Source organism: Rahnella sp. GSA61A, assembly GCF_019969905.1.
In the GTDB taxonomy this organism is placed as follows: domain Bacteria; phylum Pseudomonadota; class Gammaproteobacteria; order Enterobacterales; family Enterobacteriaceae; genus Rahnella; species Rahnella aceris.
Window position 1 is genome coordinate 181,872 of record NZ_JAHXYO010000009.1, and the last position, 14,721, is coordinate 196,592.

Consider the following 14,721-nt stretch of genomic DNA (forward strand, 5'->3'; position numbering starts at 1 on the left):
TCAGGCCAGCTTCCTGCATCGTCGTACACTTCCCGCAGCTCTCGCGGATAAAAGCCATTGGTGAGCGGGCTGTAAACATAAAGACTTGTGGTGATTGCGCTGTAATAGTGACTCATTTAATCCCCTTACCAGCCGGTGGCTTCCCAGTAACTGCCTGCGCTGTCCTGCCCGCAGGTGAAGCCGACGTTGTTAATAATTTGTGCCGTGCCGAAGTTGTCGTTGAACGTCCCGCCGCCGCCATTGATAGCCGTTACCTGAACGTTGACGCAGGTACTCGGGAAAGGAATGGGGAAATTTACCGTTGACCAGCCGCGACTCCCTTTGTTGACGACGCCCCACTGCTTAATCATGCCGGTATCACCACACCGCCACCAGCCACCGCCGAGATTGGCGGTATTCGCATTGACTGGTTGCCGGTTGTTGGGGCTGAAAACCCGCTGCCCCATCTCATAAATTCCGCCACCGTCAGTGTAAAAATTACCCTGTGCACTCAGGTCTCCAGTGCCGGAAATTCTGACGTAACCCGTTTGCACGGAATTCGCTTGGTTAACGGTGCGGAAAAGAAAGCCACCTACACCGCCGCCTTTGTTGTTCACAAAGTTAGACTCACCCTGACCACCGCTTTCATTCCAGCCTAAATATGTCCCTTGCCCGTTTCCGGGTTGCGGGAGGGTTATCGCCCGGAGAAAATTAGCCGTGACGCCACCGTTGACATCACCGCCATTTCGGGGAAATGCGCCAACATTATCTGCATTCAGCGCGATATCTTTCGTACCGTCAAACGCCACACCGGCAATCTTTCGCACCGTGGCTAATTTAGTTGCCGCCGCCGCAGTGCCAGCGGCAGGAAGTGCGCCAACGTCGGCGGCAGTGGGTTTATTATTTGGGCTGTATACCTCGGCCCATGCAGACCACGGACCATCTGCGCCGTTCCATGCGCCGGTAGCTGCTCGGGTAAACTGTCGGCCATTATTGTTAAAGGCTATCTGCTGTGTCGCATTCGGACCCCACGTCACGAAAATGACACCAACAAAACCGTTCATCGGATAGCCTTTTTCCGTGGTCGCTGCTGCTGCGCCCGGCACGCCATAATGTCCAAACATTGCACTGCCGCGAAGAGTGTTTGGGGAGTCTGTCGCGGTTAAATTCGGGCGGATTTTAAAGGCCGTCGCCACCTCATCCGCCAGCGCCTTTTCACTGGCGGCGCTTTGCGCGGCCGTCCACGCGCCCACGTCGGCAGCGGTGGGCTTGTTATTCGCGCTGTACGTCGGCACCCACTCTTTCCATGGACCATCTGCACCGTTCCAGTCAGCAGACAGCCCTCGATTCCAGATATTGCCAGTGAAAGTGACATACATCTGCTGACAGCCGTAGGCGCTCGGCGTGACATACAGCGTGCCTGCGATGCCCTGCGGATAGTGCAGCGCCGCCGTGGCGTTGGCATTTTTAGGCTGCGCGTACAGGGCGGCACTTCCGACTCCGCTGGCAAAGCCCAGAGTATTGATATCCGTGGTTGTCAGAATGGCCGAAGGTACCGTGACGGAATTCACCGCGCTGACTTGCACCCAGTCACGCCATGGCCCGTCAGTCCCATTCCACGAAGCATTTAACGCCCGAGTCCACACCATGCCGGTGTTTTGGACCGTATAACGCTGCAATACACCGCCTGTCCATGACGCAGGCATGACTTCAAGTACCCCCGCAGCCTGTGAGCCTGCGGGATAGCCATTGGCGACGGTGGCACTGGCTCCTGTGCTTTGCACATAAAGACCAATCTTTTCCAGATTAAGCGTGTTGATGTTGGTCGCGCCCAAGACCGTCGTGATAACGGGGAGCGCCCCAACATCCGCAGCGGTGAGATTCTGGTCTGCGCTTAACGCCTTGCCGTTAATTTTACGGGCGGAAGGTACGCGGGTATTGGCGTTGTCATTGGCCGCTTTCACCGCCTTTGGCGTCGCCGCCAGCGTTTCGCTGGTACTGCTGACCGAGCTGTTAAGCTGCACAAAACCTTTTGTCGTCAGCGTTCCGTCGGGATGGTTACGGGATTTCTCATGTTCGGAGAGTTTATCGTCTACATAATCTTTTGTGGCCATCACCGTGGAGCCGTCAATGCTCAGTGCGACGGACTCAATTTCGCTGACGATGAGCACCATGCGCAATGTCTGCAACCGGCCAGACCCTTCCTCCAGCTTAGGTTTATAACTTTCCGCCATGTTGCTGACAGCAACCAACACACCGTCAGCATCGTATAAGCCCATTTCACGCATCCAGAAGCCGCCGACGTCAGGCTGGATCACCAGCTCGGCCACCAGATAATGACTGTTTTTGGCATCGATGCTTAGCCGGTTGAGATTGGCGCGATAAACTTCATTAACGAGTTTGGTTTGTTTTGGGTCAGGCGTCGGGAGTTTTCCGCCCCCGTCACCGACGGCCATACGTGTGATTTTGACCTGCGTTCCGCCTGCCGTGGCGGCGGCGATTTTGGCCGCTCCGGCGGTAGTCAGTAATGCTCTATAAGTCGCCATAAGTTTTCCTCTGCTTAGGCCGGATAAACGGTGATGACGTCGCCGTCGTAAGAAAGTGCGCCGACGAAAATATGGCCGGGGATATCCTGAATAATGGTCAGCGTCTCAAGGTGGCGGCTGGCGGGTTTAGCATCCGCAATGAGCCGCTCCATTTCCTGATACATTTCTTCGGTAATACCGCTTTCCAGCACACCAATATCGAGGCGAAACGTGCCGGGCGGGCTGTTGGTTTCCCACCATTCAGAAATCTTGATGACGTACCCCAGCGGCTCAACCACCCGGCGGATCGCGCTGATGGTACCTTTATGGGTATGGATGAAATAAGCAGACTGGATCACGCCGCGTTTCGTTGCCTCCGGCCAGCGTTCGTCCCACCGGTCAACCGAAAAAGCCCAAGCCAGATAGGGTAAGAACTTTGCCGGGCAGGTCTGTGGGTTCCATAAATCACGCAGCGGCACAGGGACAGCGGTCAGCTCGGCGCAGGCAGCAGCGGCGGCAACCTCCAGCGGAGAAGAACCCACAGGTAACAGGCGCACATTACTCATCGGTGCCCCCGATAGTGATTGAGGACTCAGTACAATATGAAGCCTGTGTGTCATCCAGTACGAGATCGGCCAGCGGCTGCGTGAGTTCGACCCGCTGCACACCTTCAACATGCAGCGCGGCATAGATATCCAGACGGGTGATCAGCAGGGCATTGTCCGGGAAGTAAGGCACACGCACCGCAGGCAAATTACCGATGCGTTTCTGGCTGACGATAATGTCTCCGGCCAGTTTTTCGCTGTTTTCCTGCGACTTGTTAATCAGCGGGAAATACTTATCGGAAAGCATTTTGCGGCCGCAAATCACTACCAGTCCGGGGTCTTCTGAATGCCACGCATCCAACAGAAAATCGGTGGCGTTCATGACCGCAGCGTCGATATTTTCGAAATCACCGTTCTTACCGATTCGCACGGTGGCGGAAACCACCTCGCCGGTGTCGTCAGTGATTTTATCCATCACGCGCTCGGCCGCTTCGTTACGCAGCTTTTGCAGCCAGCCGACAGCCACGTCCTGCAACATCTGGAACTTGCTGCGGTCAGACGTTTCCGCGCGGCTTACGCCGTTGAAACCGGCCATGATGTAATCCAGTGCCTGACGTTTAGCGATTGCATCGCGCAGACGGGTCTGGAAGTCCTGATAACGCGCCCACAAATCGAGGGTGTTGTAACGGATATGGAAATCGAAATTGACCTGCTCACACTTATATTTGCGTGAAGCCAGCGCCTGAAAATCTGCGGTTTTACGCTCGCTGCCACCGTCGGTGTCTGTGGTACTGGCAATAGAGCCAGTCACGCCAAGGCCGATTTTTTCACCTTCCTGTTCGTCCACCGGCACCATATTGATGCGGCTCAGAAATTCTGAGGACTCCTGCACGGTGGTGATAAGGGTCTGCGTGACAGAAGGTTCAACGCTGAATTTTTTACTCAAATCCTCCACATCGACGCCGTTCAGCTCGGCCAGACGGGACAGGTAGGCATTAAATTTAAAACGGGTGTTCTTACGCATGTTTCTCTCACTGTTTATCAGGAATAAAGGGGAACGCCGCCGGTTAGCAGTTCGTCAAAAAGGTGCTTTCACCGTTGCCACCCGGAGAGACCGGGCGTTTCGGTTGTTTGAAACTTTCGGTGCTGTCGAGGGAGGTTTTTAACGAGCTAAGCGCCGCATCGCTGGTTTTCACCTGCCCTTTCAGCGCGGTAATTTCCAGCTCCAGTTCAGAGAAGCGTTTTGCGGTGGTTTCACCGGCGGTTTGTAATTCCTCGGCTACGACCGTGATCGCGCCCTGCACGTCAGAAAAACGGGCGTCATCGCTGGTCTGTTTGGTGCTGAACATCCCTTTGATCTTTTCCGTCAGGCTGGTAAGCAGGTTGTCGGGCAGGTCTTCGAAATCCAGCTCGGCAATGGTGGCCACGGAGAACAAATCATCCGGCTGGTCTTTCTTACCGGCGAACGGGTTGACCTTAGCGCGGGCGCTGAATTCGAGCATTTCCGTTCCAAGGCTGGCGGGGTCATCAGTCACGGCCAGACCGACCAGATAGGCTTTACCGCTGTTGGCGAAATTCGGGCGAATTTCCATGGAGGTGTAAATTTTCTGCCCCGCTTTGACCATTGCGGCCAGCTCGTCAGTCGGGGTGATTTTGGCAAATAGTGCCCACTTACCTTTCAGGGCTGAATCATCATCAATTTTCTCGCCTTTCAGTTCGACGACATCACCGAGGCGCTTAAAGTCACCGCTGGGTAATAAGCCTCTGATGTGCTCCAGATTGATGCGGCAAGGAGGTGGTCAGGTTTACTGATTATGAACTTTAAAACCAACCACTGATAAACTGATCATAACCGCCGGGACAATGGCGGTTTTTTTTACGCCCTATTCAAGGCCATGAGCGCCGCGATACGGAGCGTCCCCGCCGAACAGCTTCAAGCCTGACCGAACCAACAAAAAGCCACCACGGCGCGCTCAGGCGCGAGAATAAATATAAAAAAGTGGGTTTGCGCGCAATGCTATCCCCGCCACGCCTGCCCGCTTTACATGACGGTTTTAATGCAGGTGTATGCCCTATTAAAAGCTGTATGCCCCTAGACAAGGAAAGATTTACAATCTCCCAATTTAAAATGCAAATGCATGCATCATAAATGCAAACTTAACGTATCACGAAGATACAATTAGCATTCTAAAAACCATCCTAGCCTTGGATGGTTTTTAGAAACGCTCACCTAAATTAATGATAGGAAATGATTCAACTGGGGGACTTTTCTACAACCAACACTCAATTTAGCGATGCTGAGATGAGAGTGATCATACTGTATTGACTTCAAAGGAACTGTTGCCTTTTTCATTTCCCCTTCAGGCAAATTCATTAGCATAGTATTTGAAGCTTGTATTCTTTCATTAACATATCTTTTTATTTTTATTAGCCAGGTACTGACAAAATGAAATACATATTTACCTCTTGTCAACTGATCCTTATCTAAAGACTCTACCGCTCCTACTAAGAAGTGCTCATCTTCTGTAAGCGATGCAAATCTTTCCTTAACTTCAGGAATCTCAATGAATTTAACAATGACATTGTCATTTGATATATTATCAAAAAGCTCTTCATTATTAGGAAACTCAGTGGCCACACCCCATAAACGAGATAAATATAGTTGTATAGAGATATTCCTTATACCTGAATAAAAACTGTCTTTTGCTTTGGCATAAAGGCTCATCACATCATGTAAAATATCTTTGTTTTTTTCGTCTATTTTGAAGGTTGTTTTTATAAAGTGACTAATTACACGTTCATCAGATAGGAAATTTTCGATTGCATAGACTGGCAATGTCATTATATTCTCACTTTGATGACACACATCGGAGTAATCTTGATCAACAAAAAAATATGTATTCTTTAAATTAATATTTCTTTCATTAAGAAGCTCGTAATATAAAGTTACTGACTGATCCTTACCTTTACCATTAATATGGCAAAAATCATTATCAAATCCGCATGCTTTTATTGCATTGAAGTAGAAATCATAATCATCATCACCTTCAAAAATAAATAACAAATCCTCTTTCTTTTTTTTCTTTATTAATTGAAGCCTTAATACACAAGGTTTCTTAATCGCATTCATCATCATGTCAAGTCTTGAAGCACTCATATTATTCCTCTACAAGTGACTTTGTGACATTCAAACTCTTAACTTCAGATTTTAATTCATTATTAAATACGAAGGGAGAATGAGTTATTGCTAACAATTGTGAAACGGAAGGACTGTTTGATATATCCGATAGTACATGCTCTTGCCATTCAATGGATAAAGACAACTCAGGTTCATCTACGAGAACAATTTTTTTCTTAGTATGGTCCAGATACATATGAGCCATTAGCGATATGATCTGCTTTTCTCCAGAAGAAAGATCCTCAAGTTGTATAGGTTTCTTTGTATATACATCTTTAACAATAACCTGTAATGTTTCAATATCAAAATTAAGGGATTTAGAATCATCTGATAGCTGAAGATATTTATTACAAATAGTAACAAAGCTCTCAATCTTTGATTCCATTTCCTTGGTAGAATCTATGACACCATTCAATTTTGAAAGAAAATACTTGAGAATTGAATTTGAATTTAATTTTTCACTATCTTTCAGAATACCAGTTACTTCTTCAATTATTTTATTATTACCTTCTTTATCTTTACTAACAACTCTTCCTAAAAATCTTGACAAATCATCTACAGTTGGTAAATTATTTTTATGTTTAGGGTTTACCTTTGTAACTTTATCTGTCATTAAATCTTCAATGATGGTAGCACTTAAAGCTCTATACCCTAAGCTAGATTTCCTTTCGATTGAGGAACTAATTTCTTTCAATTTATTTTCAACGTCAAAAAGGCCAAATTCAATATTTGAATTTGACTCATTATTTTTGACTCTGATCATTTCACCATCTTGAAAAACAATTCTTTCTTCTTCTTCAATACCAAACTCATCTCTAAGAGTTGAATTCTCAATTCTTCTGTATGTAGGCAGGTATATTACTTCAACGCCTTTCATCCTCTCTCTTATTTCATCAAGAAAAATCGAGGACTCTGTCTTTTCAGGATTTTCACTACTATCAAAAAGGCTCGCATCAGGATAGAAATTCTTTAGTGATTTTTTAATTTCAACCAAGGAATTATCTAATTCTGAACGAGGAAAAGGAGATTTATGATATACTTTCTTATACCACGCAGTTTGTCTAGCTTTTTGAATAGGTTTGCTGCTTACATGTGATAACATGTCCTCAATTTCACTGTCGCTTAGATAAGAAAGAATCTGTTTGAAACGTGATGAATGATTGCCATGCATCAAAAACTTAGAGTAACTCAATTCTTTTATATTAATATGATATTTTTTATCTTTGAAATCAATTTCAATTGAGTCACACTTCAATTTTCTTAGTTCATCAACTTGACCTTTGAGGGTTGATTTTAATGCATTGATGAATGTAGTTTTACCGGCACCGTTTTCCGCGATAATAATTGTGTTTTTTTTATTAAACAAAAGCTCAATATCTTTATAACCATACAACTTATTTATTGCAAATCTGACTAACTGTGTATTCACTTTAAAACTCCTTTTAAAAAAATTTAATACATAGATTTACTGCTAGATGCTATGAAAAAAATAAGCTCAAAACTATATTACCGTGATAAATTCGGCAATTTGGATCAAACCTTTAGCAAAAAAACTATAAAACAAAAATCGTTAAATTTTTACCTATATAATTCAACAACATATGAGCATGCTTAACGTTAGCAATGCATGTACTCAGTCTCACCTACGCATTTAATACTTTATATTAAATAAATGGTGTTTTGTCACGTTTTGTATGTTTTTTTATGGGATATAAAAAATACTCAGAGGCAGCCTCTTACTTCCTAAATGCCTACAGAAAAAAAATAAATAATAATATCAACAAGTTAGTTAAAAATGAAAACACACACAACAGCATAAGATAACAGCGACATACTGAACTTCACATACTAAATCTCAGAACGAATCCTATAATTTTATTGTCTGTACAATGATACGATGCTTTCATTACTATTCGTAGCTGTCGACTAGGATTTCTAACCACCATCGGGTTGAATGTCATGATGTCTAATTGAAAGAGTTATTCTTTAATAGTTGGTATCAAGCTCGTAAAGTTTGTTAAGCCGAGATGATGGTGCCAAATCACTAGGGTTACTTGGATCAAAATGACATTGACAGTAAATGATCATATCACTTTCATTTACAGCTCAAATTTCCTCTCCTTACACATTGATAACATCTAGTTTTTCCCACTGACCTAGCCACAGTTGATTAGTTTTATCTCCGCAGAGGCTAGTCGAAAGATATGGGAAGCAGTAACTCGCCAGAGAACTTTCTTTGTACCCACAGTTATTGACAGGACTCCGAGGCGCGCCGGAGGCGCTTATTAAATTCAAAGGATGAACGGAAACTTCAACAGCCTTGGCGACAATGCGCCATTTTGTTGTGCGTGTTTCGTGGATGAGGTCAGTGCCAAGATGAGGGGCATAAACGCCGATGATTTTCTGGATCTCTTCGTCGTACTCGTTTAATTCATCAATCACTTGGCGGGCGGTTCTTACCGTTTGCTCGTCGCGAGGGACATTCGCCCCACCCTGCGCAGAAATATATGCGGCGAAGTCGCCACCGTCGGCTGCTGCTCTTGTAGCTTCGACAATATCGTCAAACTCGCTTGCGATACTCACGCCACGCGGCAACCTGCGCAGCTCACGATAGGCTCCCATTGTTGGTACACCGATTGATTTAAATTGCGGGATGCGCCACGTAGAAGCCCATGCAGTAACGGCTGCGGCAGTCTCTGACAATGATCGGCCAGTCTCATGGTCTATCTCACCTTCCAGAGCATAACCATCAATATTCTTGGCTATGTATTTAGCGATATAGCCTGCTGCCCCGCCTTTATTTAAATGCTTACACTCAAAACGCTGAGCTTGTGCCCCTCGTTCATCTCCATCTTCTTGGAGTGCATAGCGGCGCATGATGTCAACGGCAGGCTGACGGTGAGCTTTATCGCAAAACAGCATCATATGCCAGTGAGGTGTAGCGTCGTGGTGAGGCTCAACTACGCGCATTCCGTAAACCTTGATGCCGTTGTCTTTGAATGCTGTCCGCATCTTGCCCCAGATTTTCACCAGATAGCGCTGGCCATCCTTTGGTGAAAACGCCTCTTCATCCCACTTATGATTGAAATTAACGCGTCGATCAGTCTTTTTTCCGACCATGCGTGTTGGATGGTATTTTGACGGAGTGGTTATCGTGAGGAACATGCCGACATGACCAACTTCTGATGCATATTTTTCAATACCTGCAATAGTGCTCATCAACTCCATACGACGGATTTCAGGGTTAGAAATACTCCCCATAACCTTATCGATGAGATCTATACGTTCTCCAGTTTCGATGTTTTCTAAATCGCAGGATTTCAGATATTCCATGTTTGCTAAGCGGCGCGCCCGAACATCCCGAATAGCCTGTTTGCTGGCATAGCCAGACTTTTGCAGACTAACCTCGCCAACAGCAATCAGGAGAGATTCGCGCCACTGCGTGCGCTGCGCTTTTAATTGTCGAATCCACCACTCATCATTTACCAATCGCGCAATGCTGGAAAACGCTGAGCGCATATCCAGTTTGCGTTTACAGTATTTTTGCCAGTGCATTGGAGTGATATTAAAAACGCGGGCAGCACCGGCAACCTCACCATAGATTTTTTGCTGTGCGCTGTCGGTGAATAGCTTGGCTTGTACTCCGTTGTGCTGACTAAGAAGCTGCTCGCTCTGCTCTTCATATTCTGTGAACAGCCGCGATGAGATTTGCATAGCGAGACGTTTCAGCGCTTTATCATTCATTCCAGCTAACTGGCGATAACTCTCAGCCTCATCAGTAAAAATTTCATTAGCTCTGCCACTTAAGGCCAACGCATATTTAGCCTGTACAACCTCGATACGTGGCCAAATTCTTGGCATAAAAACATTGATGAGGTAACGATGTGCAGCCAGCACCCCTGAGCTTTCTTTAAGGTATTCATACCGGCCAGAGAAAATGCCACTGAGAAAAAATGGCAACGCTTGAATTTTGCGTAAGGCATCTTGCCCCTGATGGAATTCATCACGGGTAAGAGGTCTTTCTTTTGAGATTGCAGGACGGGGAGCGTTCCAAGGGTATGCGCCGACAAAAGGAACCTTGTCGGCTTTTATTAGTTTAGGTGGTGGCGAGGGCGCGATACGCCCTCTCGCATTCATCAGCACGTTATTTACCGGACTGCGTCACGTTAAAAGCAACCCGGCAAAGATCTCCAATACTCGCTATCTCATCAGCCAGTTCCGCGAGGGTACGGACATCAGAATCCCTGATATGAAAGTGCAGTAATCCTTTCACCAACTGGTCAATCTTTGCGTAGTAAGCCGTGGCTTCTAAATATTCCTGCCCTTTCTTATCGCCAGAAAGAACAGTTTTATTTTTGTTGAGAATGAACTGGTAGCAGTCGCTCGTCACAACCCAATTGTCACCTACAGAAATTCGAATCATGCTTAGCTCCTGAAATATTTTTTCTGTTGTTCGGTGATTTCTTGGCATGGCACGCAACGCACGACACCGGGAAATGCAGCACGACGAGCCAAAGGGATTGGCTGGTCACAGTCTTCACAGATTGAGGCCGATACCCCATTGCTATGAATACGATGTGCAGCTACCTGATGAGTCAAAATTTCGAGATTTCTTTCCTGCACGGAATCCATTAAATCTGGCATTACATCACCCCTTTATTTTCTAAACCTTCGTTGTGAAAACGAATGGATTCTTGTCCAAGTAATTCAAGGATTTGAACCCTGTCTAATTGCTCTTGAATCGCGTGACTAATTAGCGAATCCAGATGCGAGGAAAAGGTGATTGCTGCATCAGCCTTAGCCTGATTTCGTGCCTGATTTAACATCCAATTCGTTGCTTCGCTGTCTGCTTTATTTCTCATTTCCTGACCAACTGTTAAGCTCATCTCTGGCTCCAGACAAAGGGATTCCCTACGCAATCAAGCGCAGAATTAAAAATGGTTAATTAGTGGAGGTAAGTTTCGGGGCGAACCGACGTTAATACAGTCGGCGCATTTTCGAACAGGCTAAATAATTCCCGTAGTGCCCGGAATAAAGCCTCTCTCCATGAGCAGGTTTCGTCATCAATTCGCCAATATGGCTGGCTGAATTCTTCTTCCGTTAATCCTGCATGAAAATATAAAGTGCGGCGTTCGCTAATATTTAAACGTCCGATAAAACATGACTTGGTGATCCTGAAACTACGGTACTTTGCAAAAGCAGCACGAAGTTCATCAATTGCGCAGACAATACGCTCACGATCGCAATCGTTCATTTCCTGCAATTTCATTACGGAATGGCGCTGTCTTAACTGAGCATGAAAACAAATGGTCAGACGTTCACGTTCACTCATCTTGTTATAGAAATCACAAGAGGTTTGCCAGCGAGCGGGCGCAAGGCGCTCCCCAACAGCAGCGCGAAGCCCGGCAGGCTGATTCATCACGATAGCAGCAGTGATTACTGTCATTTCTTCCCCCATGATAAAAACCGTTTTACTGCTACCGCGCGCATAGAACGGCGTGAGCAGATAATGATTCCTTTGCGGCCTTTCCCATGTGTAATTGAATTATTCATGGGACGTGCGGTTTGATGATTCCAGAGCAGAGGCGCTAATGAGATTGGGTTTTGCATATTACTGGCCTCTTCTATGCTGCGCGGCCGCGACCACGGCTAGGTTTACTCGCACTAATACGGTCTTTCCATCCGTGCCACTCTGCGGGTGCATCCTCTACAAGCTGATCAGCAAACTTGTCCCATTCTTTGCGGCTAATCCACAACTCTGCGTGCCCACCCGGCTTTAATGGATCAGCCATATAAAACGCAGGTAATTTTCCCGCTTTGGCCATAGCAACAATCGCAGCCGGTGTTTTACCGACATACAGTGCGAAACCTTCCTTTGAAAGAAGGTTTCCCGGCTTTTCTGACAAATTGATTGGCTTCCGCTTTGCCCCAGCCTCTGTATTGATGGTGGCATTTTCATCTGAGCTCTCAGATTCAATGGTTTTCGCTTCTACTGTCATTTGCTATTCTCCGACTTGGCTCCGTATCACGTTCTGGCACCATTTAGGCTGCTTTGAGTGTGATTGCGGTTTTTAGTTTTCAATATAATTACGAGAACTCGATATTATGTCAACATCTCAAGGCGAAAAACTTAAACTCATCCGTGACTCCGAAAGGCTAAGCATTCGGGAACTAACTGATATCGTTGGAATTAGTTACACCACCTATCACGGCTATGAAAATGACAAATCAAAGATGACCTTTGAATCTGGCGTCAAGCTGTTCAAGCTTCCTCGTTTTCGCAAATATCAGAACTGGTTCATGTTCGATGAGACCGATCCCGCATCCGGCCAAATAGCGCCGGCACTCGCACACTCTGGGCAAGAAAATCCAACCTCGTCCCACTCAGACCAAAAGACTGGCTGACCATATACGCCGCACAAATATGTGATTTTTGTACAGTCGTCGACTGTTACAGCCACAAACAGACAGTACCGAACAAAGTTGTAACCATTGGAGGGCTTCGCTATGTCAATTAAGAAGCTCGATGATGGTCGATATGAAGTGGACGTAAGGCCGCAGGGTTCCGAGGGAAGAAGAATCCGGCGTAAATTTAATACGAAAGGTGAGGCTCAGATTTATGAGCGTCATGTGCTGGTTAACTACCATAATAAAGAGTGGTTAGAAAAACCGGCAGACCGCCGCAAACTGACTGATTTGCTGGAATTGTGGTGGCTATACCACGGTAAGCACCATAACCGTGGTCTGATAGAAAAAGGCAGGCTTTCAGCAATCATGATTAAGTTTGCTGAAATCGGGGTGACCAGAGCTGACCAGATAACCAAGAAAGCTATAACGGATTATCGGGTCAAGATGATGAATGAAGGCCTGAAACCAGCCAGCGTGAACCGTCATCAGGCTATATTCAGCGGCATGTTTACCAAGCTGATTGATGCCAATGAATATCACAGCGAGCATCCTTTCAGAGGCGTGAAAAAGCTTAAAGAGGCTGAGCCAGAAATGGCGTTTCTTTCCACGGAAGAAATCACGCAGTTGCTCGATATGCTGGAAGGAGACAACCGCAACGCTGTGCTGCTTTGTCTGGCCACCGGTGGTCGCTGGAGTGAAGTTGCAGATCTTAAAGCTGAGCACATTATTAACTGCATGCTGACATTCATGAAAACGAAGAATGGTAGACGCAGAACAATACCGCTGTCTGAGGACTTGGTTAAAATGGTGAAAAAACGTAGTACCGGGAAACTGTTTACGCCCAATTACGACACGGTGCGAAACACACTGCGAACTATGAAGCCAGACCTACCCGCCGGACAGGCTGTCCATGTACTGCGGCACACATTCGCCACGCATTTTATGATGAATGGAGGTAATATTATTACACTACAGCGAATTTTAGGGCATTCCACCGTACAACAGACCATGGTTTATGCGCACTTTGCACCGGACTTTTTGCAGGATGCAGTCTCATTAAACCCACTTAACGGAGTGTCCATATAATGTCCACGAATCTGCACTATTTAGGACTAAGTGAAACTTTATGAGTAACTTAACTGATTGTATTTCCACGGAAAGCACCACCGAGTCAGGGGGGCATATGTCCGTTCAAGGTCGCATCCACTCATATGAATCCTGTGGCACCGTTGACGGCCCAGGTATCCGTTTCATTGTTTTCTTCCAGGGTTGCCTGATGCGTTGCATGTATTGCCACAACCGCGATACCTGGGATACACATGGCGGAAAAGAGATCAATGTTGATGATTTAATGAAAGAAGTCGTGACGTATCGTCACTTCATGAATGCTTCCGGCGGTGGTGTAACAGCCTCTGGTGGCGAAGCCATTCTTCAGGCAGAGTTTGTGCGTGACTGGTTCCGCGCCTGCCAGAAAGAAGGGATCAACACTTGCCTGGATACCAACGGTTTTGTCCGCCGTTATGATCCGGTGATCGACGAATTATTGGATGTCTCTGATCTGGTCATGCTTGATCTCAAGCAGATGAATGATGACATTCACCAGAATCTGGTGGGCGTGTCCAACCACCGCACTCTGGACTTTGCCCGCTATCTGGCAAAACGTAATCAGCGCACCTGGATCCGTTATGTCGTGGTGCCGGGCTGGTCTGATGATGATGACTCCGCGCATAAGCTGGGTGAGTTCACCAAAGATATGACTAACATCGAGAAGATCGAACTGCTGCCATACCATGAGTTGGGCAAACATAAATGGACGGCAATGGGTGAGAAATACGGTCTGGATGGCGTAAATCCGCCCACCAAAGAGATCATGGAAAGAGTGAAAAATATTCTTGCCAGTTACGGGCATAAAGTTATTTATTAACAGCCTGAGATGTTCATAAAAAAGACGCCAAATGGCTAATGCCGGTCACTTAAGGTGACCGGCATTGTTTTTTAAGGGATATTTCGACCTTTTTTCTCTCACTTCCCTGACATATTCACGCTCACGTCTCGAGGGCAGTTTTAGCATCGCTGCGTTGCTGTA

The 14,721-nt window shown here is 46.4% G+C and carries 13 protein-coding genes and 2 pseudogenes; 3 read left to right on the forward strand and 12 right to left on the reverse strand.

Features of this window, described 5'->3' with window-relative positions:
- Positions 1-125: 125 nt before the first annotated feature.
- The 12 genes and pseudogenes from LC431_RS13775 to LC431_RS13830 form a co-directional block, all read right to left on the reverse strand.
- The gene (locus LC431_RS13775) at positions 126-2,525 is read right to left on the reverse strand and encodes a phage tail protein (protein ID WP_223509988.1); all 2,400 of its coding nucleotides are present in this window, start codon (positions 2,523-2,525) and stop codon (positions 126-128) included.
- A 14-nt stretch (positions 2,526-2,539) separates the two neighbouring features.
- A complete protein-coding gene (locus LC431_RS13780; protein ID WP_223509989.1) occupies positions 2,540-3,070 on the reverse strand; it encodes a phage tail protein I in 531 nt (176 codons plus the stop codon).
- Positions 3,071-3,128: 58 nt separating this feature from the next.
- Positions 3,129-4,073 (reverse strand): annotated as a pseudogene (locus LC431_RS13785) (phage major capsid protein, P2 family); the annotation flags it as partial.
- Between the two features lie 43 nt (positions 4,074-4,116).
- Positions 4,117-4,839 (reverse strand): annotated as a pseudogene (locus LC431_RS13790) (GPO family capsid scaffolding protein); the annotation flags it as partial.
- A 440-nt stretch (positions 4,840-5,279) separates the two neighbouring features.
- Positions 5,280-6,206 carry a DUF4435 domain-containing protein gene (locus LC431_RS13795; protein WP_223509990.1) on the reverse strand — a complete coding sequence of 309 codons (927 nt, stop codon included), beginning with the start codon at positions 6,204-6,206 and terminating at the stop codon, positions 5,280-5,282.
- 1 nt (position 6,207) lies between these two features.
- Complete coding sequence (locus LC431_RS13800) at positions 6,208-7,656, reverse strand: AAA family ATPase (protein ID WP_223509991.1); 1,449 nt, start codon at positions 7,654-7,656, stop codon at positions 6,208-6,210.
- Positions 7,657-8,348: 692 nt separating this feature from the next.
- Complete coding sequence (locus LC431_RS13805; protein WP_223509998.1) at positions 8,349-10,364, reverse strand: replication endonuclease; 2,016 nt, start codon at positions 10,362-10,364, stop codon at positions 8,349-8,351.
- Positions 10,365-10,371: 7 nt separating this feature from the next.
- Complete coding sequence (locus LC431_RS13810; RefSeq protein ID WP_223509992.1) at positions 10,372-10,650, reverse strand: DUF5405 family protein; 279 nt, start codon at positions 10,648-10,650, stop codon at positions 10,372-10,374.
- 2 nt (positions 10,651-10,652) lie between these two features.
- Positions 10,653-10,871: a TraR/DksA family transcriptional regulator gene (locus LC431_RS13815; RefSeq protein ID WP_223509993.1), complete on the reverse strand. Its 219-nt coding sequence runs from the start codon at positions 10,869-10,871 to the stop codon at positions 10,653-10,655.
- Complete coding sequence (locus LC431_RS13820) at positions 10,871-11,113, reverse strand: DUF2732 domain-containing protein (protein ID WP_037036054.1); 243 nt, start codon at positions 11,111-11,113, stop codon at positions 10,871-10,873. The genes LC431_RS13815 and LC431_RS13820 overlap by 1 nt, the downstream gene beginning before the upstream one ends.
- Positions 11,114-11,172: 59 nt before the next feature.
- Positions 11,173-11,673 (reverse strand): hypothetical protein, encoded by a 501-nt coding sequence (locus LC431_RS13825; protein ID WP_013574791.1) that lies wholly within the window; start codon positions 11,671-11,673, stop codon positions 11,173-11,175.
- Between the two features lie 178 nt (positions 11,674-11,851).
- Positions 11,852-12,226 carry a Cox family DNA-binding protein gene (locus tag LC431_RS13830; protein ID WP_223509994.1) on the reverse strand — a complete coding sequence of 125 codons (375 nt, stop codon included), beginning with the start codon at positions 12,224-12,226 and terminating at the stop codon, positions 11,852-11,854.
- 106 nt (positions 12,227-12,332) lie between these two features.
- Between LC431_RS13830 and LC431_RS13835 the strand changes: the two genes are divergently transcribed.
- The 3 genes from LC431_RS13835 to pflA all read left to right on the forward strand — a co-directional run bounded on the left by LC431_RS13835 (position 12,333) and on the right by pflA (position 14,559).
- Positions 12,333-12,632 (forward strand): helix-turn-helix transcriptional regulator, encoded by a 300-nt coding sequence (locus tag LC431_RS13835; protein WP_013574789.1) that lies wholly within the window; start codon positions 12,333-12,335, stop codon positions 12,630-12,632.
- A 102-nt stretch (positions 12,633-12,734) separates the two neighbouring features.
- Positions 12,735-13,721 (forward strand): tyrosine-type recombinase/integrase, encoded by a 987-nt coding sequence (locus tag LC431_RS13840; protein ID WP_223509995.1) that lies wholly within the window; start codon positions 12,735-12,737, stop codon positions 13,719-13,721.
- Between the two features lie 97 nt (positions 13,722-13,818).
- Positions 13,819-14,559: a pyruvate formate lyase 1-activating protein gene (gene pflA, locus LC431_RS13845; protein WP_015689580.1), complete on the forward strand. Its 741-nt coding sequence runs from the start codon at positions 13,819-13,821 to the stop codon at positions 14,557-14,559.
- The last annotated feature ends 162 nt before the right edge of the window (positions 14,560-14,721 follow it).